This window comes from Lysinibacillus sp. KU-BSD001, assembly GCF_042920265.1.
Lineage (GTDB): Bacteria > Bacillota > Bacilli > Bacillales_A > Planococcaceae > Lysinibacillus_B.
On record NZ_JBDQZI010000017.1, the window covers coordinates 62195 to 82967 of the forward strand.

The 20773-nt window shown below is 39.4% G+C and carries 20 protein-coding genes; 6 read left to right on the top strand and 14 right to left on the bottom strand.

Translation table 11 applies throughout. From position 1 onward, the window contains the following. Positions 1-16: 16 nt before the first annotated feature. The 5 genes from AAGS61_RS18650 to AAGS61_RS18670 all read right to left on the bottom strand — a co-directional run bounded on the left by AAGS61_RS18650 (position 17) and on the right by AAGS61_RS18670 (position 5812). Positions 17-1246 carry an aminopeptidase gene (locus tag AAGS61_RS18650; protein WP_391375464.1) on the bottom strand — a complete coding sequence of 410 codons (1230 nt, stop codon included), beginning with the start codon at positions 1244-1246 and terminating at the stop codon, positions 17-19. 3 nt (positions 1247-1249) lie between these two features. Further along, positions 1250-2461: a DEAD/DEAH box helicase gene (locus AAGS61_RS18655; RefSeq protein ID WP_391375467.1), complete on the bottom strand. Its 1212-nt coding sequence runs from the start codon at positions 2459-2461 to the stop codon at positions 1250-1252. Between the two features lie 84 nt (positions 2462-2545). Next, positions 2546-3238 (bottom strand): aspartate/glutamate racemase family protein, encoded by a 693-nt coding sequence (locus tag AAGS61_RS18660; RefSeq protein ID WP_391375470.1) that lies wholly within the window; start codon positions 3236-3238, stop codon positions 2546-2548. Next, positions 3239-4468, bottom strand: coding sequence for an ATP-grasp domain-containing protein (locus AAGS61_RS18665; protein ID WP_391375473.1), 1230 nt, complete (start codon positions 4466-4468; stop codon positions 3239-3241). It lies immediately after the preceding gene. Between the two features lie 162 nt (positions 4469-4630). Next, entirely contained in the window at positions 4631-5812 is a 1182-nt protein-coding gene (locus AAGS61_RS18670) for an acetyl-CoA C-acetyltransferase (RefSeq protein ID WP_391375476.1), read from the bottom strand. Between the two features lie 372 nt (positions 5813-6184). Between AAGS61_RS18670 and AAGS61_RS18675 the strand changes: the two genes are divergently transcribed. Next, positions 6185-6781: a metallophosphoesterase family protein gene (locus AAGS61_RS18675; protein WP_391375479.1), complete on the top strand. Its 597-nt coding sequence runs from the start codon at positions 6185-6187 to the stop codon at positions 6779-6781. A 17-nt stretch (positions 6782-6798) separates the two neighbouring features. On the opposite strand, the gene AAGS61_RS18680 is transcribed toward AAGS61_RS18675, so the two are convergent. The 4 genes from AAGS61_RS18680 to AAGS61_RS18695 all read right to left on the bottom strand — a co-directional run bounded on the left by AAGS61_RS18680 (position 6799) and on the right by AAGS61_RS18695 (position 10814). Continuing rightward, on the bottom strand, positions 6799-7671 hold the full coding sequence (locus AAGS61_RS18680) for a radical SAM/SPASM domain-containing protein (RefSeq protein ID WP_391375481.1): 873 nt from the start codon (positions 7669-7671) through the stop codon (positions 6799-6801). A 212-nt stretch (positions 7672-7883) separates the two neighbouring features. Next, the gene (locus tag AAGS61_RS18685) at positions 7884-8792 is read right to left on the bottom strand and encodes an NlpC/P60 family protein (protein ID WP_391375484.1); all 909 of its coding nucleotides are present in this window, start codon (positions 8790-8792) and stop codon (positions 7884-7886) included. Beyond that, complete coding sequence (locus tag AAGS61_RS18690) at positions 8785-9879, bottom strand: dipeptide epimerase (protein WP_391375520.1); 1095 nt, start codon at positions 9877-9879, stop codon at positions 8785-8787. The genes AAGS61_RS18685 and AAGS61_RS18690 overlap by 8 nt, the downstream gene beginning before the upstream one ends. Positions 9880-9890: 11 nt before the next feature. Then, positions 9891-10814 (bottom strand): S66 peptidase family protein, encoded by a 924-nt coding sequence (locus AAGS61_RS18695; protein WP_391375487.1) that lies wholly within the window; start codon positions 10812-10814, stop codon positions 9891-9893. 263 nt (positions 10815-11077) lie between these two features. Here AAGS61_RS18695 and AAGS61_RS18700 point away from each other — a divergent pair, with 263 nt between their 5' ends. From AAGS61_RS18700 to AAGS61_RS18715, 4 genes are all read left to right on the top strand, one after another. Beyond that, on the top strand, positions 11078-11305 hold the full coding sequence (locus AAGS61_RS18700) for a spore coat associated protein CotJA (protein WP_391375490.1): 228 nt from the start codon (positions 11078-11080) through the stop codon (positions 11303-11305). Beyond that, positions 11298-11561 carry a spore coat protein CotJB gene (locus AAGS61_RS18705; protein ID WP_391375492.1) on the top strand — a complete coding sequence of 88 codons (264 nt, stop codon included), beginning with the start codon at positions 11298-11300 and terminating at the stop codon, positions 11559-11561. The genes AAGS61_RS18700 and AAGS61_RS18705 overlap by 8 nt, the downstream gene beginning before the upstream one ends. A 28-nt stretch (positions 11562-11589) precedes the next feature. Beyond that, a complete protein-coding gene (locus tag AAGS61_RS18710; protein ID WP_391375523.1) occupies positions 11590-12159 on the top strand; it encodes a manganese catalase family protein in 570 nt (189 codons plus the stop codon). A 167-nt stretch (positions 12160-12326) separates the two neighbouring features. Next, the gene (locus AAGS61_RS18715) at positions 12327-13997 is read left to right on the top strand and encodes a ribonuclease J (RefSeq protein ID WP_391375495.1); all 1671 of its coding nucleotides are present in this window, start codon (positions 12327-12329) and stop codon (positions 13995-13997) included. A gap of 33 nt (positions 13998-14030) precedes the next feature. Here AAGS61_RS18715 and AAGS61_RS18720 read toward each other — a convergent pair whose 3' ends face one another. Beyond that, positions 14031-15095, bottom strand: coding sequence for an LLM class flavin-dependent oxidoreductase (locus tag AAGS61_RS18720; RefSeq protein ID WP_391375498.1), 1065 nt, complete (start codon positions 15093-15095; stop codon positions 14031-14033). Positions 15096-15235: 140 nt separating this feature from the next. Here AAGS61_RS18720 and AAGS61_RS18725 point away from each other — a divergent pair, with 140 nt between their 5' ends. Beyond that, a complete protein-coding gene (locus AAGS61_RS18725) occupies positions 15236-15454 on the top strand; it encodes a hypothetical protein (protein ID WP_391375501.1) in 219 nt (72 codons plus the stop codon). Between the two features lie 321 nt (positions 15455-15775). Here AAGS61_RS18725 and AAGS61_RS18730 read toward each other — a convergent pair whose 3' ends face one another. The 4 genes from AAGS61_RS18730 to AAGS61_RS18745 form a co-directional block, all read right to left on the bottom strand. Beyond that, a complete protein-coding gene (locus AAGS61_RS18730) occupies positions 15776-16270 on the bottom strand; it encodes a DUF1456 family protein (protein ID WP_391375504.1) in 495 nt (164 codons plus the stop codon). A gap of 229 nt (positions 16271-16499) precedes the next feature. Then, positions 16500-17972 carry a sodium:solute symporter family protein gene (locus AAGS61_RS18735; protein WP_391375507.1) on the bottom strand — a complete coding sequence of 491 codons (1473 nt, stop codon included), beginning with the start codon at positions 17970-17972 and terminating at the stop codon, positions 16500-16502. Positions 17973-17983: 11 nt separating this feature from the next. Continuing rightward, positions 17984-18736, bottom strand: a complete 753-nt coding sequence (locus AAGS61_RS18740) for an SDR family NAD(P)-dependent oxidoreductase (protein WP_391375510.1) — start codon at positions 18734-18736, stop codon at positions 17984-17986. Further along, on the bottom strand, positions 18736-20475 hold the full coding sequence (locus AAGS61_RS18745; RefSeq protein ID WP_391375513.1) for a methyl-accepting chemotaxis protein: 1740 nt from the start codon (positions 20473-20475) through the stop codon (positions 18736-18738). Before AAGS61_RS18745 ends, AAGS61_RS18740 begins: the two co-directional genes overlap by 1 nt. Positions 20476-20773: the final 298 nt, after the last annotated feature.

A 20773-nucleotide genomic window follows, 5' to 3' on the forward strand; every position in this document is an offset into this window, starting at 1 on the left:
ATTCCATATTATTTTTTTAAAATGCCCAGTTACCTTTACGGAAAATCGGCTCCATTGTACCATCCGCTAACTCACCATCGATATCCATTTCGCCGCTACCAATCATGAAATCCTCATGTGTAATCGATGTATTAATGCCGAGTGCTTCAAGCTGTCCTTGCCCCAGCTCACGTCCACCTTCATAACAAGTTGGATAGGCTTCCCCGATCGCTAAATGGTTGGATGCATTTTCATCAAACAGTGTGTTGTAATATAAAATATTAGATGAAGAAATAGGCGATTCATGTGGTACAAGTGCTACTTCTCCTAAATAACTGGATCCTTCATCGGTCGTAATGAGCTGTTGTAGTAAGTCATTGCCTACTTCTGCATGTACCTTAACAATTTTCCCTTTTTCAAATGTTAATGTGAACTGATCAATAACATTCCCTTTGTAGGCAAGCGGTTTTGTATTCGACACAGTGCCATTCACACCGTATTTCGCTGGCATTGTGTATACTTCTTCCGTTGGCATATTCGCAATAAATGTGGTCCCTTGTGGTGTTTTACTGCCACCTGTTAACCATAAATGTTTTTCAGGAAGCTCAATTGTTACATTTGTACCGGGTGCCTTATAATGCAGCTTTTTATATCGTTTTTTATTCAGCTCCGCTGCGCGGTTTTCTAAGTTTTCGACATGCTTACGCCATGCTTCTACAGCATCCCCTTCGCCGATACGAACGGTTTTGAAAATAGCATCCCATAATGCATCTACTTGCTCGTTTTCCGGTAAATGTGGAAATACTTTTGCTGCCCATTTGGCAGAAGGAACGGCAATAATCGACCAAGCAATATCATCGTTCATGACTGCTTTTCGGTAGTTCACAAGTGCTGTACCTGCTGCTTTTTGTTGGGTAGTAATTTTCTCTACTTCAATCCCTGCAAGTAAATCCGGGTCTGCTGCATCAATCCATAACAGTGCCCCACCACGTTCGATTAATTCTTCACGCTGTGCCACAATCCATTTTGGAAACTTCTCAAGCTCCTCAACGGTTGTATGTTCAAAAAAGGCACGCTCAAAAACAGCATCTGTTAAGTTAACATGCACACGTCCTGCACCAGCTTCATACGCCTTTTTGACAACTTCTCTTGTAAATTCTAATGTATCCGTAGAAGTATTAATTAAAAGGTATTGCCCTTGTTGAATATTGACGCCTACTTTTACAGCTAATTCTGCAAATGCCGCTAACTTTTCTCCAAAAGTCATATCCTATTTCTCCTTTTTAAATACTCTTTTTGGTTTCCCACTTTTCGATTGATACGGTTTCTTGTTGTCTTTCTTTGGTGCTTGTTCGATTGTCTTCGCATTTCCTTCGATTAATTCACCTTGTGTCCAAATTTTTTGAACCGGTTTGCCTGGGATTTCACGTGTCCATTTTTTATATGTTTTTTCATCTTTATAAGACAGTAATGTTAACACTTCTCCGTCGGCCCCTGCACGCCCTGTACGGCCTGAGCGGTGTAAATATTGCTCAATTGTGCGCGGTACATCAACATGAATAACATGTGTGAGACCAGCGATATCTAAACCACGCGCTGCAATATCTGTTGCGATTAAAATACGTGCTTCTCCTTTACGGAAAGCATCTAGCGCTTTTTTACGCTCTTCTTTTTTCATATCAGAATGCAGCGTCACAATTGGTGCTTCCTTGTATTTTAACTTTGTTTCTTTCATTAATACTTGATCAATATTATTCACGAACGCTAAGCCGCGTAACCCTTCAAGATTGGCTAAACGGCGTAATAAATCCGTTTTATCACGCTCTTCTACCTTGACAAAGGAATGAATGACTTTGCCGACCTTCACCATATCTTCTGGCTTAATTTTAATGCGTACTGGATCGAACATCATGCGTTCTGCCACAATTTCAATTTCTTCTGTAATCGTAGCCGATACGACGACAACTTGACGTCCCCATGCAGCACCGTCTATAAATGATTTCACAACTACTCGGTATTCACGGCTCAGTAGCTGATCACACTCATCCAACACAACGGTTTCAATTTCTTTTAACTTCAGCTTTCCTGCACGCACTAATTCATTTAGACGACCTGGTGTCCCTACTACAATCGTTGGCTTTTTCTTTAACTTTTCAATTTGACGTGCTGAGTTTGCACCGCCGATTAATTGTTGTGCGGTAATATCCGTCCCTGCTGTCCACTCGCGAATGACTTCGACAATTTGCATCGCCAGTTCCTGTGAAGGGGCAACGATTAATGCTTGTGTTTGTTTTTTTGTGCCATCTACTTTATTTAAAATGGGTAATACATAAGCAAGTGTTTTTCCTGAGCCTGTCGGTGATTCCGCCACGATATCTTTCCCACCAAGCATCGCTGGAATCATTTCTTGTTGAATCTTCATCTCTGATTCAAATGACCATTTTTTTTGCCATATTTCGTTTAATAATTGTATAGCTGACATTGTTTTTACCTACCTCTTTTATACTTGCCTTTAGTGTACCATATAAACGAATAAAAAGACCTGTCTCAAACGACAGGTCTACGATTACTGATTGATGTCATAGCCACATGCTACAATGGCTGCTTCTGCTAACACGACGAGTGAATCAATATATTGTGTGCTTAATTTTAAATCCCGATTCACGATAGAAAGTTCTGTACACCCTAAAATAATGCGGTCACAGTCCGTCATCACCGCTTCAATTGGCGCCCATAACTCAGGTGTTATATCTCGCCCAGCTTTTACATAATCGTAAATTACCGTCATCACTTGCTGCTGGATCTGTGCACCAGGTACAACAGGTGTGATCCCTTGCTCCTCAAGCGCGGTTTGATACATATTGGAAGCGAGTGTACCATCTGTTGCTAAAATCCCTACACGATTTGCCCCTAGCTCTTTTGCCCGTTTCGCTGTTTCACGAATCATATGGAGTACCGGTATAGATGTTGCTTCTTGCATTTCACGATAAAATGTATGGGCGGTATTACAAGGAATACAAATGACACCAGCTCCATACTCTGCAAGCTTTTTCGCATCACGCTGTAAATACGGGATTGGATTTTCTTTCGTTTGATCTAAAATATATGCCGTACGATCTGGAATCGATGTATCATTATCGATAATTGTATGGACATGTTCTTGGTCCTTATTAGCTTTTGTACGACGCACAATAATTTCACCAATAAGCATCGTTGCAAGTGGGCCAACCCCACCTATAATACCTAATGTTTTCTTCATTTACTCTGACAAACCTTTGTTATTAAAATATTTCTTATACTTGCGGTAGTAATTCAAACTATTTAACGTTAATTTCGCCCAACGCTTCATATTCATATCTTGCTTGAAGAATAGAGAGTTTGTATACTTCCCTTCACGAATCAAACTTTTTGCCTTAAGCTTCAACTTTTCATTTGATGCGTATTTGAATAATACACCTTTTGGGATAATCATCCATAAATGCTCGTTATCTGCATATGTTAAATTTTGCTTAATATCCAGCATATGATCATCTGCAACATATTTCATTAAATTATAGCCTGCTGCTGTTACATAGTAGCTTGAGCGGCCATTCCGTAAATTAATTTCAAAAAGCTTGTACTGCTTATCCCGCACATCGTATTTCATATCGAAGTTCGCAAAGCCTGTATAGCCAATATCTTCTAGGAAGAAGCGCACTTGGTCCATGAGCTCTTTATCGTATGTTGTCACGATTGCTGCATAACTACCAATCCCTTCTGGGGAATGTTCTTCTAAAATCGGGTTTCCTAAACACATTAACTTTACTTTACCGTCTTTCCCAACATACGCATTTAATACACGCATATACGAATCATCACCTGGAATAAATTCCTGTACAATCATTGTATCTTGGTATGTGGAGCTATAAATAGCTTTTAAGATCGCCGTTTTTTCCGCTTCATCATGTGCAACGAATACTTTCTTTTTCCCTGGGAATGAACATGCCCAGTATTCCACTGAATTTGATGCTTTAATAATAATTGGATACTCAAATGGCGGTGTGAATGTTTCGTAATCTTGAGCTGTTACCGTTGTTGTACCTGGATATTTGAATTGATACTTCTCACACATTTTATAAAAGTTTTCTTTTAGTAAAATTTCATCCATTAATGATTCATCAATATACGGTACAGTGAACCATTGTTGTAATGCTGGTTTATTTTTAATAATGAGCTTCGCATAATCATCACCACACGCTAATAATAGCAGCTCTTTATTTGGAAATTGAGCAGCGACCTTTTCCATCGCCCCGACAAATACTGCTTGCGTGTTTAATTCATCAATTTGTTGGAAATTTAAAATGCGGCTATCTTGTGTAGCCGTCAAATGTGAACGACCTAGCACTAGTGGTTTTAATCCGTATGCTTCATAAAAAGCGCGTGCCATGCCGTATGCATTCATATCTGAACCTAGTAATATTGGTAAAAATGGTTGTTCTTTTACTACCATTATCTATTCAACTCGCTTTAGTTTAATTTCGTTAATGTTTAGTTTATCACATTTTGTGTAGTGGTCACACGGAAAGTCCCGCAAATTTTTAATAGTTTTCTCGTTCATTTACACATGAAAAAACTAGCATAATCCATGTTGGACTACGCTAGTTTTTTCCGATTAAACCGCCTCAATAATTAATGCAATTCCTTGTCCACCACCGATACAAAGACTGGCTGCGGCATATTTACCACCGCGACGTTTCAGCTCGTATGCGGCGCTCAAAATGACACGTGTACCACTTGCCCCAACTGGATGACCAAGCGCAATGGCACCACCGTTGACATTTGTCTTCTCACGGTCTAAACCGAGTGCTTTTTCTACAGCTAAATATTGGGCAGCGAATGCTTCATTCACTTCTACTACATCTAAATCTTCTATTGTTAACTTCGCACGCTCTAATGCTTGTTTCATGGCTGGCACTGGACCAATGCCCATAATCGTTGGATCTACCCCTGCTACTCCCCACGAGACAATACGGGCAATCGGCTTTAAATTATGCTCTTGTACAAACTGTTCGCTTGCTACAACAACAGATGCCGCACCGTCATTAATGCCCGATGCATTTGCAGCGGTTACGGTACCATCTTTTTGAAATGCTGGACGAAGCTTGGCAAGTGATGCCATCGTACCATCTTCTTTTATATGTTCATCTGTATCAATAACCGTTTCGCCTTTACGTGTTTTCACGGTAACAGGCACGATTTCTTCTTTCAATTTTCCTGCATCACGTGCTGCCACTGCGCGCGCATTTGAAAGCAGCGCAAATGCATCTTGCTCCTCGCGCGAAATTTCATAGTGCTCCGCTAGTTTTTCAGCTGTCATACCCATACCGTTTCCTGTGTACTGATCGGTTAATGTAGCTGTCAACATATCGGTAAATTGTAAGTCCCCCATTTTAGCTCCGCCAAAGCGCTGTGTAAAATTCGAATATGGGGATTGTGACATATTTTCTGCCCCACCAGCTAATACGACATTTGCTTCGCCAAGTAAAATTTGCTGAGCTGCTGTCACGACAGATTGCATCCCTGAACCACATAAACGATTTTGTGTTAATGCTGGCACTTCCTGAGGTACACCTGCATATAGTCCGATATGACGCGCTAAATAAGATGAGTTTGCTCCTGTTGTAATGACGCCCCCATAGACAACATGATCAATTTGCTCTGGTGTAACACCCGAACGTTTTAATGCTTCTACTGCTGTTGCAGTGCCAAGTTGTACCGCATCTATCCTTGCAAATGAACCACCAAATGCTGTAAAGGCTGTTCTTGCTCCATCTACGATATATACATTTGTCATTTTCCTATCCCCTTTGTTTCAACATTTTGTGACGGTCTTAACGTATGTGTTAGTACTTTTCCACATGCACTGGGTGGCAACTGAGCAAAAGTCACCCTTAATCAGAAAAGTATACAAACCGAAAATTTCTTCCCTCTAGCCAAACGTTCCAAACATGCCTAATAATTTTTTAAGCCTTGTATTTCAAAATCTTTTTGTCAATAATCCCTTTCATAATTTCAGTTGTCCTTCTGAAACCAGAAAATTCAAATCTATTAATATTTTAACAATTCAGTGAGTTTGATAGCAATGAAAATTCATAACACTTTACAATTAGACTTGATTTTTAACAATAAATTTTTTTACTATAATGAGGGAAACGGAGGGCAAACGATGCAATACGCACTACTTGGTGATTTACACTCAAACTACAAAAATACAAAAGCGGTTTTAAAACATATTGAAGAAATAGTACCGACTGCACAAATGATTGGTCTTGGTGATTTATATGAATGCCTGATTGGGAAACGAAAAGCGGCTGCATTAACCGAGCATGTCCCACTCGAGCAAGCCACTATTATTAAAAAGAAATTTACTGAACTGCTGACATTCCCCTCGATTATCGGCAATCAAGAGGAACGTATTGCTTTCGTTACAGGCATACAACAATTTTTGAATTATGAAGAAAAGATTGTCATTAAAAATGCGACACTCATGCACGGGCATCAGTTTGATTGGAACGAGCATTTCGAACCCACTTTCCCTTCATATGAAACACCCTTATTATTTTTCGGACATAGTCATCGTGCGGCTATCTACATAAACGGCGTGCGGACAAAAATCGAGTACAATCAACCGATATATGTCGGCGACCGAACATACGAAATCAATGTGGGAGCCGTTGTAGAATCACGTGATTGGTGTTTATATGATAGCGAGCAAATGACGGTGACATTTTTACAAGCACCAAAAAACGATTCGAGCAACTAACTCGAATCGTTTTTTAATCAACCAAACTTTTGGCGGTAGCCGCATTTACGGCATAGCTCTTCGACCGCTTCACGGCGCGAAAAACCATCGACTAAATTGTTTGCTCGCTCGCTTTCCACAATTTCTGAAAACGACTTTTCATTCACATTCCCCAAATTAATAACCCCTTCACCATCTAAACAGCAAGGTACGACTGTTCCATCCACTAAAATAGCAGCTTGACTACGCAGCGCATGACAGAAGCCTTTCCCTGTATATTCAGGCTCTAGTAAGCTTGGCCACTTAAACTCATGGTCTTGGTTCAAATAAATATTCGGTGCAATTTTTACACCTTTTCCTGGCTCTACACGTTCTTCAATTTTAAACGGTAAGTCATATTCTTGTTCGAGAAGTTCTAGCGTCTCAGCATTTTTACGACGATCAGTCTCTGTCTGATCATCCCGTTGTAAATTCCATAAGCGATACGAGAAAATGACGTTATGCTCACGTGCTTCGCGTACAAAATCTAAAATATCCCCTAAATATTTCTCGCGATTTTCTGACCCTTCATGCCCGTCAAAACTGTGAAGTGAGAAGTTCATTTGGCGAAGCGCTGGCTTGCCTAGCAATTTTTCACGTTGCTTTTTAATGAGTGTCCCGTTCGTCGTAATATTTACTTTAAAGCCGCGCTCATGTGCCGCATCTAATAGCTGATCAATGCGTGGATGCAGTAACGGTTCTCCCTTTACATGCAAGTAAATATATTTTGTATGTGGACGAATTTGATCTAAAATCTTTTCGAATTGTTCTACTTTAATAAGCCCTTTGGCACGTTGCGTAGGCGGGCAAAAACTACAAGCTAAATTACACACACTTGTAATTTCGATATAAACTTTCTTAAATGTTTTCAAAACTGATTCACCTTATCTTTTCTTTTAACTCTATCTATTCTAACACTTTACATCACTTTATAGCTTGCTGTTTGCATTTTCAATTGATAAAAGAAAAACCACACCCCGCAACTGAAACTGTGGTGTAGTGATATTAATCTGCTGTTTATATAAATGACAAGCAACATAGTGACCTGTCTCTTTCTTGATACTTCTTTCTCCATACTCTTCCCCTAGATATAACGCCTAACCTGTACAATTTCTTGATCAAGCTGATGCCCTTGCAGGTGAATAACTTCTACTTTGCCTCCCGCAATGGACGTATGTAACAGGCGATTTCCCCCTATATAAATCCCTACATGCCTTATTCGCCCTTCACCATTCGAGGCAAAAAACAATAAATCGCCTACTTGCCAAGCAGCCCTGTTCTCTAGGCTTACTTTTTTTCCACCTTTTGCTTGATCACTTGCATCTCTTGGAATTTGATAGCCACAAGCCTTCATGGCGTTATAAGTGAGTCCCGAACAATCATAACCGTACGAAGACATGCCCGCCCAAAAATAAGGAATATCTAAAAACTTTAGCATTTCATTCGCAAAGGCTTGTGCTGTTTTCTTTGGAAAGGCGGATTTGTTAGTCGTAAAATCAACCGTTGCTTTTAATACTTGTCCTTGTCCATGTGGAATCGCTACCGTATAGGAATCACTTTCTTCTGAAAGCACTGGTAAAACTGTATTAAATGACAAAACGAGTAATGGTAGCCCTTCTTGATCATAAAGTTGAGTGCGTGGCTCTTTCACTCTTATATAGCCCATTGCCTCTCGCTCCACTTTTTTTTGTAATTGGGCAATGGGTATCCATCCGGGATAACCTGTATTGACATCACGATATGGCTGTTCAACCGCTCTCACTTTCGCCCATTCACCATGAATGGTATCAACTTCAAGCCATTCTCCGTACAATACTTGTGTATGAAGACGATTTTCACGGCATAGTGCATCACGTTCTTTTTTCGTCATCTCCTCCATCCACTCTGGCATGGAAACCGGGGTGGAAATAGCATGTTTATCAATTTCCCGCACCATGTTTGGATGAGACCAAACAGATGCTACAGTTACTGCACATACATAGTGTTCAGCCATGCAACATTCCCCCCTTTATGCCCTGAATACCTAACCCACTACTCTCTAGGAACGTAATGACACGGCCATTGTATTGAATACCACCATCAATCGTTTCTTCGGCAAGCATTAATGGTGCATCAAAATCATAGCGCGTAATATTTCGCTGACTCGCGGCAAAATGGGCTGCGGCACATACCCCGATTTTTGTCTCAATCATGCTCCCTACCATACATTCCACCCCATACGCTTCTGCCATCTTATTCATTTGGTATGCTTTATAAATGCCCCCTGACTTCATGAGCTTTAAATTCACTAAGTCTGCGGCGCGCATTGCCAAAATACGCTTTAAATCATCTGGTGAAAAGACAGATTCATCTGCCATGATAGACGTATACGTATGATCAGTAACGTATTTTAATCCCTCTACATCGTGTTTACTAACCGGCTGCTCAATGAGTTCAATTGCTAGTCCCGTATCCTCCATTTGACGAATGGCTCTGACGGCTTCCTTTGCTTTCCATCCTTGATTCGCATCAAGGCGTAGTCTGATTTGATAACCTACACGCTCGCGGATCGCTTTGATGCGCGTGATATCCGTCTTGATATCTCCCATTCCTACTTTGATTTTGAGTACATTAAATCCATTGGAAACATAGCTTTCGGCATCATCTGCCATTTCACTTGGTTCATTCACACTAACGGTAAAATCTGTTTCTATCGTGTCTCGGTAACCGCCTAAATAACGAAATAAAGGCTGGTGGACGTGTTGTGCAAGTAAATCAAAAATTGCCATATCTAACGCAGCCTTAGCACTTGTATTACCAATAATCGTTTCATGGAGAACCGTAAATACTCGCTCTGAATACATTAAATCTTTTCCGATTAATACAGGCGCTAATATATGGTCAATAGTATGTTTAATACTACCAAGGGTTTCCCCTGTAATAACATGTGTCGGTGGTGCCTCCCCGTACCCCTTTTTCCCGGCCTCATCTGTTACAACGACATAAATCGATTGGGCTGTTGTCACAGTTCGGAGTGCCGTTTTAAATGGCTTGATTAAAGGTACAGCGACTTCAAACGTTTCAATCGATTGAATCTTCATCATCCCACTCCCTACTCGACACCTGGTGAGAGGCGTAACGTTTTACTATAAGTATCTAGCTCCCCTTCAACCCCTAAAGGAATCGCAAAATGTGGCTGACAATGGCCGATTTTAAAGCCTTTCATAACAGGGTATGGTCGGTCTTTAAAATAATCGTCCAGCACTTCCTCTAATGTCAATGAAGGCTTATCCCCCGTTGATAATGCATCTGCAAAATCACCAATGACTACGCCAGCTAATCTCTCTAGCTGATTTGCTTGACGCAGTTGATTTAACATACCGTCCACACGATATGGTTCCTCGCCAATATCTTCAATCAATAAAATTTTGCCACTTGTTTCGATTTCGAATGTTGTGCCGATACTTTGCACTAACAATGATAAATTGCCACCTACCACTTCTGCTTTCGTTGTACCTTGGCTAAGTACCGCTAGCTCGCTTATTTTTTCATCATATACAAGTGTTGTTGGTTCAAATAACTGCTCAAACATTTTAGCAGACAGTCCCGCAAAATCAGCGCTAGCCACATCGGATGTGAGCATTGGTCCATGGAACGTCACTAAGTTGGACAATTGACCAAAGGATGTATGCAAAAACGTAATGTCAGAGTATCCCCAAAATACTTTTGGATTATTTCGAATGAGCTCAAAGTCAATCTTGTCTGTTATTCTTGCTGCGCCGTAGCCACCCCGAGAGCAAATAATCCCGTTAATCTCTGTATCTATAAACATGTCATGAAGATCTGCTAAACGCTCTTCATCCTTCCCAGCTAAATACCCCCATCGATTACTCGCATGCTGCCCAAGCTTATAATTTAATCCGAGCTGTTCTAAAAAAAGAACAGCCTTTTCCATTTGCCCATCTCGAAATGGTCCAGATGGAGAAATAATGCCGATTGTGTCTCCCTTTTTTAATCTTTTTGGTTTTTGTCTCACCTGTCATCCCCCTTTTAATGAAAATTGCTACACGAATAAACTTTGGAAGCGTCACGAGTAGCTGGCATTAGAGCGGACAGTAACAGTCATTTAAATGGTAATATATGTTTAAACATTTATGTATTATGAGTTAATTATGTATATTTACAAGACGCTTTATTGATTCCAGTAACAAAGAACTTCGTAAGTAATTATTTTTTGTATTAGACTTTATTTCGTATTCATATAATTTAATTAATGTGTAAAGCAGGAAGGAGGATTTTTTGTTTACACAGTATAAATATTGGAAGCCTTATGTTAGCCCGTTTGATCCATGTAAGCCTATACGGATTAAAAGCTATGCTACACCTCCACAACTATATATTAATTTCCAGCCAGTCGGACTTGCACAATTTCACTCTCCATACGAAGCCTTAAGGCATGGGACACTTTGGCCTCAGCTCTTCAGCCCTTATCCAGCTCCCCAAAAAGGGGGGAAGAAAAATGGATAAGAAAATGCCCCCCGAATTTTATAAATTACTCGAAGAAATTCAAGCGATTGATTTTGTATTAGTCGAATTAAACCTCTACTTAGACACACACCCTCATGATTTCGAAACGATTAAACAATTTAATGAAACTGCCCAGAAAAGTATGGAATTAAAGGTTCACTTTGAACAACAATTTGGACCACTCATGAACTTTGGGAGAAGTTTCTCTAATTATCCTTGGAATTGGATTGATACACCGTGGCCATGGCAAGTGTAAATTTTATCATTGAGGGGGAAAAATGCCTTTGTGGTATTACGAAAAAAAGCTTCAATACCCTGTGAAAGTAAGTGAATGTAATCCAAGGTTAGCAAAGTATTTAGTGGAACAATACGGGGGAGCTGATGGGGAACTAGCAGCTGCCCTCAGGTATATGAATCAACGTTACACGATTCCTGATAAGGTTATTGGTCTTTTAACAGATATCGCAACGGAGGAATTTTCCCACTTAGAAATGATTGCGACCATGATTTATAAGCTGACGAAAGATGCAACGCCTGAACAATTAAAAGAAGCAGGTCTTGGTGATCATTATGTCGCACATGACTCCGCTCTTTTTTATAATAATGCCTCGGGTGTACCATTTACAGCTGCTTATATCCAGGCAAAAGGTGACCCAATTGCAGATTTATATGAGGATATTGCTGCTGAAGAAAAAGCACGTGCCACCTACCAATGGATCATCGATATGTCAGATGATGTAGATTTAAACGACAGCTTAAAATTCCTGCGAGAACGAGAAATCGTCCACTCCCTCCGATTTAGGGAAGCGGTCGAAATGTTAAAAGACGACCGCGATACGAAAAAGGTATTTTAGTGGTCATCATGCCATCTTCGAATTATTTCGAAGGTGGATTTTTTCATTTATTCATAAAACAGATGAATTTCCTATGAACTTTTCATTCAGTTGTATAGAGCCAAAAATTCAAAGTAATACTAGAGAGTATTGTAGCCAATGCAGTTCGAACTAAAGGAGGACTAAATGTGACAAGCCATGATAATACATTATCTATTTTAGCTTTAGGCGGAATCAATGAAATCGGTAAAAATATGTATGTTGTACAGTATGGAAATGACCTCGTCATTATTGATTGTGGGGCGAAATTTGCTGATTATCACATACTAGGTGTTGATTTAATTATTCCAGACGTTTTTTATTTACAAGAGCATCGGGAAAAAATTAAAGCATTAATTGTAACACATGGACACGAGGATCATATCGGTGGTATTCCTTACTTTTTAAAGAAAATGAATATCCCTATTTATGCTACACGTTTTACGCTCGGATTAATTGAACTAAAATTAAAAGAGCATAAAATTTTACGGGAATCAACACTCCATGAAATTAACGCAGATACCCATTTAACGTTTGGGGAGATGGATGTAAGCTTCTTTAAAGTCAGTCATAGCATTCCTGATTGTTTAGGCATTGTGTTTCATACACCCGAAGGAAAGGTCATTCATACAGGTGATTTTAAATTCGATTTAACACCTGTAAACGAGCAATATTCGGACATTCATAAAATGGCTAAAATCGGTGAAGAAGGTGTACTGGCTTTAATATCTGAAAGTACAAATGCTGAGCGTCCTGGATTGACCCCATCTGAACAGCTTGTTGGTGGTCATCTTGAAGAAGCTTTTCTAAAAGCACAAGGAAAAGGCAAAATTTTCGTTTCAACATTTGCCTCCAACGTCAATCGGGTACAACAAGTGGTCGATGCCTGCTTGAAAACGAATCGTAAGCTCGCACTGCTTGGTCGAAGTATGGTCAATGTCGTACATGTGGCGAGAGAGCGAGGCTATTTAGATGTCCCTGATTGGATGATGGTCGATGCACGTGATATTCATCAACTCCCTTCGGAACGAATCGCTATTTTATGTACGGGGAGCCAAGGGGAACCGCTTGCCGCACTTGCTCGACTTTCAACCGGTAGCAACCGAGATGTCAAAATTCACCCTGGTGATACAGTCATTTTAGCTGCTTCCCCAATACCAGGAAACGAAAAAGATGTCTCACGTATCGTGGATAATTTATTCCAATTAGGCGCCCATGTCATTTACGGTTCTTCAAGTATTACCGGTATGCACGTTTCTGGACACGGTTATCAAGAGGATTTAAAGCTCATGTTAACACTGATAAAGCCAAAATATTTCATCCCGATTCACGGGGAATATAGAATGCTTCATCAACACCGTTTATTAGCTGAATCAGTCGGCGTAGAAAAAGGGAATACATTCATTATTAACAATGGCGATATTGTCGATATTCAAAACGGGGTAGCACGGCAAACGCGTAAAACGGTAGCTGGTGATACGTATGTGGACGGTTACGGCATCGGCGAAGTAGGACAAGTTGTACTTCGTGACCGGAAGCAACTCTCTGAAGATGGAATGCTCGTCATTGTTATAACGATTAGTAAGCTAGACGGCTCCCTCATTTCTGAGCCAGATACGATTTCTCGTGGATTTGTTTATGCAAAGGATGCAGAGGATTTGATTAACAATATCAATATGCTCGTCAAAGAAAGCATTGACCGTTTTAAGGAAGCCAATCCTTTTGCGATGAAGCAAGCGGTGAAAAAAGCAGTTGGTCAATATGTATTTACCCATACAAAGCGAAAGCCAATGCTTCTACCGCTTGTCATTGAAATTTAAAACACAGGGGGATGTTCTCCTCCTGTGTTTTATTTAATCTGCACGGTTGTGTTCTTCTTTTTCCCATCGTTCAATTTCTTCTCGAACGATAGGGGCGACTTCTTTTCCTAGTAGCTCAATGGATCTCATCACATCTGCATGCGGCATGGAGCCAACTGGACAGTGGAGCATAAAACGTGTAATGCCTACCTGTTTACGAAGGAAAATGATTTTTTCTGCTACGGTTTGGACATCTCCAACATACAAAGCTCCCTCTAGGCTACATGCATCATCAAATGTTTCACGTGTATAAGGACCCCAACCACGTTCTCTCCCTAAAGCATTCATCACAGCTTGTGTTGGCGGGAAAAATTTTTCGACAGCCATGTCCGTACTATCTGCGATAAACCCATGTGAATGCGTAGCAACCGTTAGCTTGCAAATATCATGCCCCGCTTTTTGAGCCGCTTTATAATACAGTTTAACAAGCGATGCAAATCGTAATGGATTGCCACCAATAATGGCTAAAGCAAGCGGTAAGCCAAGAGTGCCTGCACGTACAACAGACTGCGGCGTACCACCACTTGCAATCCAAATCGGTAAAGAATCCTGGACTGGACGTGGATACACCCCTCGGTTATGAATGGCAGGACGATGCTTTCCACTCCACTGAACGATTTCAGATTCTCTTATTTTTAATAGCAGATCTAATTTTTCATCAAATAATGCATCATAATCTTTTAAATCATAGCCAAACAACGGGAACGATTCGATAAAAGAGCCTCGCCCTGCCATAATTTCCGCACGTCCATTTGACAGTGCATCAACCGTTGAAAACTCTTGAAATACTCTTACTGGATCATCAGAAGAGAGTACGGTCACCGCGCTTGTTAGCCTAATTCGTTTTGTCAGCGGGGCAGCAGCGGCGAGTAATACAGCTGGCGTGGAACAGGCATAATCTTTTCGGTGATGCTCACCCACACCGTACACATCTAATCCTACTTCATCTGCCAGTACAATTTCTTCTAGTACCTCTCGAATGCGTTCAGCATGGCTAATCGTTTTTCCTGTACTTACATCTGGTGTCGTTTCAACAAATGTCGTTAACCCAATCTCCATTCTACTTCCCTCCTACATTTACCTATTGCTTTACTACTATCATAACGAGTTCAGCTACATTTGTCCTTTTTATGATATTTCTTTAACAGCTCATAAAACGTTCTATGTTGCGCACATTACACTTTAGGAGGTGAAAAGCGATGAGTAAAAATAATAAGAGAACAATGAATACACGTACACACAATCCATATGGTCTATATAAAAGCACAGACTTAGATGACACGAATAGCAATAACAATAATCCTAACGACAATTTAAACGAGGAATTCGCTGCTGAATTTGATGCGAAAGCAAAAAATAAAAACAATAAGACCAACCACGATAAAAACCAGCAGTCTAATAAAAATGAAAATAAATAGCTACACAAATATGAAAAGCGACACAAAAGATAAACTCATTCTGTGCCGCTTTCCCCCTCTTTTTTCATTATTTCACCTTGAACGTGTTAGCTAAACCTAGTAACCCTTCTGATAATTTCTCTGATGATCTTTCGATTTCTTTCATTGCATTCAATTGTTCTGCTGAAGAATTGACTATAGAACCTTCCATATTTTGCGATTGATTCGTAGTGAATGTTGAGATTACCTAGTTTAATTATACAGTTCACTAGAATGTTTTTACAATTTCAGGAATAATGTTATAAAAAAAGCGATACAGCCTATGCCGCATCGCTTTATACACTATCCTCTATATTTCATTGTCAAACCTTTTAAGAAACAACGTGCGAAGCGATCGCCACATTCCTTGTAGTTTTTATGACCCGTGTTGCGTAAAATGGCACCGATTTCTCCTTTGGATACCGTTACCCCACCTTCATACAACAAATCTAGTACATCTTCACTCGTTAGCTGTAAGGCAATTTTCACTTTCTTTAACAACATGTTGTTAGCACTTTCCTTGCCTGTGACGGGCATCGGTCCTGCTACATTTCCGTCTTTATCTTTTTGCGGTCCACGCTTAAATGTAATAAAGCCATTTAAAAACGCCTCGAGCATTTTATTATTTACTTTGACGAAGTTTTCGGGTGCTTCCTCGTCTTCTCTTACTTTGATGAGCATATTGAGCACCTCTTCTTTTGTAAAATGCATGCCCCCAAGCTTAAACATCTCTACTATGTCGATATTTTTAATATCCAGTGCATAGCGTAAGCGAATTAATATATCATTATTTGTCATATAAAAACCTCCTATATATTGTGCTATTTCAAGATCAAACCTAACACTCATTCATCATATTTAAATAATTGATCGTCATTCTGTTAAACAGTATTTTATTCTAAGTGAAAATACAGCAATTCACAAGCATTGATATTTATAGGTCCTACATAAAAGTAAGTAAATACCAATTTTCAACAAAAAAACGGCGAGACCTATCCGTTTATAGTCTCTCGCCATTTTCATTATATTATTTACTTTCTACATCATCTAATGCTTTATTTTTTTCAACTCTGTGCATTTCTAGTACATGTTCAGTAGGAGGAACAAGTAAGCTAACTACAACGATTGTCATCCCTGAAATCACAACGCCTGAGAAAACAGGGACTAACCATAGTTCATGCAGTAATCCGATAAACCCTTCTGATTGTATAGGGAGCGCAGGAACCGATGTCAATGAAGTGACTATGTAATAAATGAGCCCTACGGATATACTGGCCCAAACAGCAGGTGTACTCACTCGCCTCCAAAATGGTCCTAATACAATCGGCCAAAAAATCGTTACGAAAATGATATCCCATGCTAAATAAGCTAAGTCGATTACTCTTTGGAAGCTAACTGCTAATACTAAGCCTAACAAAGCACTTGAAAGAATTACGAGTCTCGAAAAACGTAATAACGTTTTAGGTTGCGGGTTTGGGTTAATAAAATCTAAATAAATATTTTTCGTTACAATGCCTGAAGTAGCAACATAACATGCCGCAACTGTTGACATCCCCATTGCTGCCATTGCCGTTAAGAAAATAGCAGCTATCAGTGGTGGAAAGTAACCCTGTGCAAAAGCTAGCATCAATGTTTCTGGATTATCGCTATTTGGATAAATCGTTCTGAACGCCTCGCCTAGCATCCCAGGAATCCAACTAATTGCAATAATGACAGCACCAGCAATCATCATACTACGCTGTGCTACCTTTGGACTTTTTGCTGCGGCAACCCGTTGTCCCAAGTCCACTGCTGGAATATCGCCAAGGGCTAGCACAAGGTATAACGACCAAAATTCTACTCCCGCCTTATTGAATAATTCACTAATATTCCACCATTCTGGATTAAATGTAATATCAGGATAGTAAAATAAAACAAAAATAGTAATACCTAAAATACCAGCAATCGCAAGTGCACCTTGTACAATCTCGGTATAGGCTACTGCCCATAGTCCACCGATTACTGAATATAATACGGTTAATGAGACAAATAATAACGCGGCCGGAAGAAAGTCGATTTGTAGCAATTGCTGAATAATATACGTTCCGCCAACTGTTAATGCGGCTGCATTGAAAACACCGAATGCAATAGCCATTACAATCCCTGTGTAAGCACCTAATTTTTTGCTACCGTATCTCAGTCCATAGTAATCTGCTAACGTCCAACCTTTTAATCTTCTAAGTGGCTTCGTCCAAATGAGTCCACCTAAAATCATACATGTACCCAGTCCACCCATTGTGGCCGACCCTTCAAAACCGCCACTTGTATAACCTGATCCAACAGCCGCAAAAAAGAATGGTGCCGCTAATAGTGCGGCAATTAAGCTTCCTGTTACAACAGATAGTGGCATACTCCAGCCTGCAACAATTAAGTCTTCTGCTGTTTGTACACGCTTGTAGCCTTTATAACCTACATAATAAATAAAAATTAGATATAGGCTGAATACGATGATATTTAACATTTGAATACTCCTTATCCATTCATAACGACTCCACCATTAGGGGTTAAAATTTGCCCCGTATAGAAATTAGCATGTTCTGAAGCTAAAAATAACACACTTTTTGCTATTTCTTCCGGGTGCGCTAGCCGTTTCAAAGGATATTTAGCGGACTCTTCTTCAATATAATTTTCGCCAAATTCTTTCAAAATATCTGTGTATGTTCCACTAGGAGCTACTGCATTTACTAAAATATGAGGGGCTAACTCTCTTGCTAAAGCTTTTGTAAATGCATTAATACCACCTTTTGCAGCTGAATAATGTGTAAATTCTTCACATCCTAAGCTACCAAGATCAGAGGAAATATTAATAATTTTCCCACTGCCTTTTTGCTTCATTCTTTTCGCTGCTTCTCTACTATTATAGAAACAACCATATAGATGTACTTTAATCATCCGATCCCACTGTTCATCTGTTAAATCTATGATATTAGAAGACTGTGCAAATCCAGCATTGTTTACTAATATATCAATCATGCCGAAGTCATTATCCATATAACAAAACATTTCTTGAACTTGCTGAGAATCTGACACATCGGCATGAAATTTCAACGCATATCCCCCAAACTTCTCTGCTTGCACACGCACCTGTTCTGCTTCTTTCTCGTCTCCAATGTAATTTATTAAAATATTGGCCCCTTGCTCTGCAAACGCTAATGCAATTGCCTTGCCTATTCCTTTACTGGACCCTGTAATCAATACATTTTTCCCTTTAAAATCAAATTCCATTAACAATCATTCTCCAATTTAAATTTAGCTACAAGTGATTGTAATTCCTCTGCCGTTTCGCCTAGTGAGGCAGAAGCCTGTGTGACTTCCTGCATCGTCACTAATTGTTTCTGTGTAGCTTCTGACACATTCGTTGAGAATGCTGCCGATTTTTGTGCAGAGTGTGTAATATGATTGACCGATGCTGTCACTTCTTCTGAAGACGCTGATATTTGTTGAGAGGCTGCAGAAATCTCCCTGATTTGGCTTGCTACTTCTTCTGAAGCAGTTAAGATCCCCTTAAAGATTTCACCTACTTCATTTGTATATTCCATTCCCGCTTTTACATCTTCTTTTCCTTTTTCCATCACTACAAGAGAAGCGTTTGAATCGGATTGAATTGTACTAATTAAATTATATATTTCCGTTGCTGATTGAGAGGATTGTTCTGCTAATCTTCTTACCTCATCTGCTACAACGGCAAATCCTTTACCATGTTCCCCAGCTCGTGCAGCTTCAATCGCTGCATTGAGTGCAAGTAAATTCGTTTGATCTGCAATTTCCGTAATAATGTTTACAATATCACCAATTTTATTTGTATTTACATGCAAACCATTGATAGTTTTCCCAATTTGCTCAACTGATTCATTAATTAACTGCATTTGGGAAACAACTTGTTGAACAACATGATTCCCATGTCTTGAAGCTTGGGAAGAAGAACTAGATGACTCAGCTGCACTATTTGCCGAATCCGCAATTTGCTGTATACCCATCGTTGTTTCTTCCATAGCAGTAGCTGTTTCTTCTGTTGTGATTAAAGATGCTTCAGCATTTTGCGTAATTTGTTCCATGTCCTTCGCAATATGTGTAGAGCTATCATATACACCTGCCGCATTCACATTCAATTGGTTTGCTGCAGTAGAAATATGGTTCGATGCATTTCTAATATTTAATATGAGATGCTGTAAATTCGAAACCATTGTTTGAATAGATTGAGATAAGTGACCAATTTCATCATTCGTAATGTCCAAATCTACATCTTTCAATTCTCCATTGGCTACTTGATTTGCAACCTCTACTACTTTTCCAAGTGGTTTAAACAGTCGTACAATGAGTATGTAAAGTAAGACTAATAAAATAGCCAAGCCAATTACTGTAATCGTAATTTGTTTAATAATACTTGATTTGATAATGGCATTAATATATTCTGCTGAATAATCAATTCCAATTAACGCAATAATTTCCCCTCTACCATCTTTAATTGGGGCAAATACTGTTCGCCATGTACCGAAAGGGTCTTCAAAAATTGCTGTCACTTCTGCTTGATTACTATCAAGTGCCAGTTTCGCTGTTTCAATATGCTCAGGTGCTAAATCAGCAAAAGCTTCTCCTGCTTCGTATACTTCATTTAAATTAGAAGTATAACCGATTGGAATAATGTTGTTATCTTCTATTTTCCAAAGATAACTCCAACTCATAACCCCTTGTTCATTTTGAATAGTATCTAACTGTCTTTGTACTTTTTGGAAAGTCTCATTATCCTCGCCTTTTACAGATAACAAAGATTCGATTTCTTCCTGATCAAGGTTCATTGCTGTTAAGATACCTACACTTTTCAGTTCTTGCTCAAGGTCTGCATCCATGCGATTATTTAGTTCATTAATACTTTGAATAGTAATCACAGCAGTAAGTACTAAAACAATACTAGAGACAATCAATAACAATCTGTTCTTTAATGACATACTCTTTATAAATTTCAACATTTTTACCTCCCTGCTTTTTTGTTCATTATACTTTTGTAATAAGCGGCCGCCTTTAATATAATGATAATATTTTGTAAAAAAACTGCACATACAACATTTCCTTCAACTAGCTGCCATTACGTTTGCCTAAAAATGAAATAGAGACAAATAAAAAAGCCTATTTAAACAATAGGCTCAGATTGTCGACAAAAGGCCTTCAGAATGGTCTCATTCTGAAGGCCTTTTGTATTTTTAATATTTTTAGGGGTATTTTATAGTCTTATTTTAAGTAAAAGTACTCTTCGAGTATTCTAAT

Coding starts and splice junctions, on each gene's coding strand:
- AAGS61_RS18650 (WP_391375464.1), bottom strand. CDS start 1,246: ATGACTTTTGGAGAAAAGTTAGCGGCATTTGCAGAATTAGCTGTAAAA.
- AAGS61_RS18730 (WP_391375504.1), bottom strand. CDS start 16,270: ATGACAAATAATGATATATTAATTCGCTTACGCTATGCACTGGATATT.
- AAGS61_RS18685 (WP_391375484.1), bottom strand. CDS start 8,792: ATGGCTGAACACTATGTATGTGCAGTAACTGTAGCATCTGTTTGGTCT.
- AAGS61_RS18725 (WP_391375501.1), top strand. CDS start 15,236: ATGAGTAAAAATAATAAGAGAACAATGAATACACGTACACACAATCCA.
- AAGS61_RS18670 (WP_391375476.1), bottom strand. CDS start 5,812: ATGACAAATGTATATATCGTAGATGGAGCAAGAACAGCCTTTACAGCA.
- AAGS61_RS18720 (WP_391375498.1), bottom strand. CDS start 15,095: ATGGAGATTGGGTTAACGACATTTGTTGAAACGACACCAGATGTAAGT.
- AAGS61_RS18655 (WP_391375467.1), bottom strand. CDS start 2,461: ATGTCAGCTATACAATTATTAAACGAAATATGGCAAAAAAAATGGTCA.
- AAGS61_RS18690 (WP_391375520.1), bottom strand. CDS start 9,879: ATGAAGATTCAATCGATTGAAACGTTTGAAGTCGCTGTACCTTTAATC.
- AAGS61_RS18660 (WP_391375470.1), bottom strand. CDS start 3,238: ATGAAGAAAACATTAGGTATTATAGGTGGGGTTGGCCCACTTGCAACG.
- AAGS61_RS18675 (WP_391375479.1), top strand. CDS start 6,185: ATGCAATACGCACTACTTGGTGATTTACACTCAAACTACAAAAATACA.
- AAGS61_RS18735 (WP_391375507.1), bottom strand. CDS start 17,972: ATGTTAAATATCATCGTATTCAGCCTATATCTAATTTTTATTTATTAT.
- AAGS61_RS18705 (WP_391375492.1), top strand. CDS start 11,298: ATGGATAAGAAAATGCCCCCCGAATTTTATAAATTACTCGAAGAAATT.
- AAGS61_RS18740 (WP_391375510.1), bottom strand. CDS start 18,736: ATGGAATTTGATTTTAAAGGGAAAAATGTATTGATTACAGGGTCCAGT.
- AAGS61_RS18665 (WP_391375473.1), bottom strand. CDS start 4,468: ATGGTAGTAAAAGAACAACCATTTTTACCAATATTACTAGGTTCAGAT.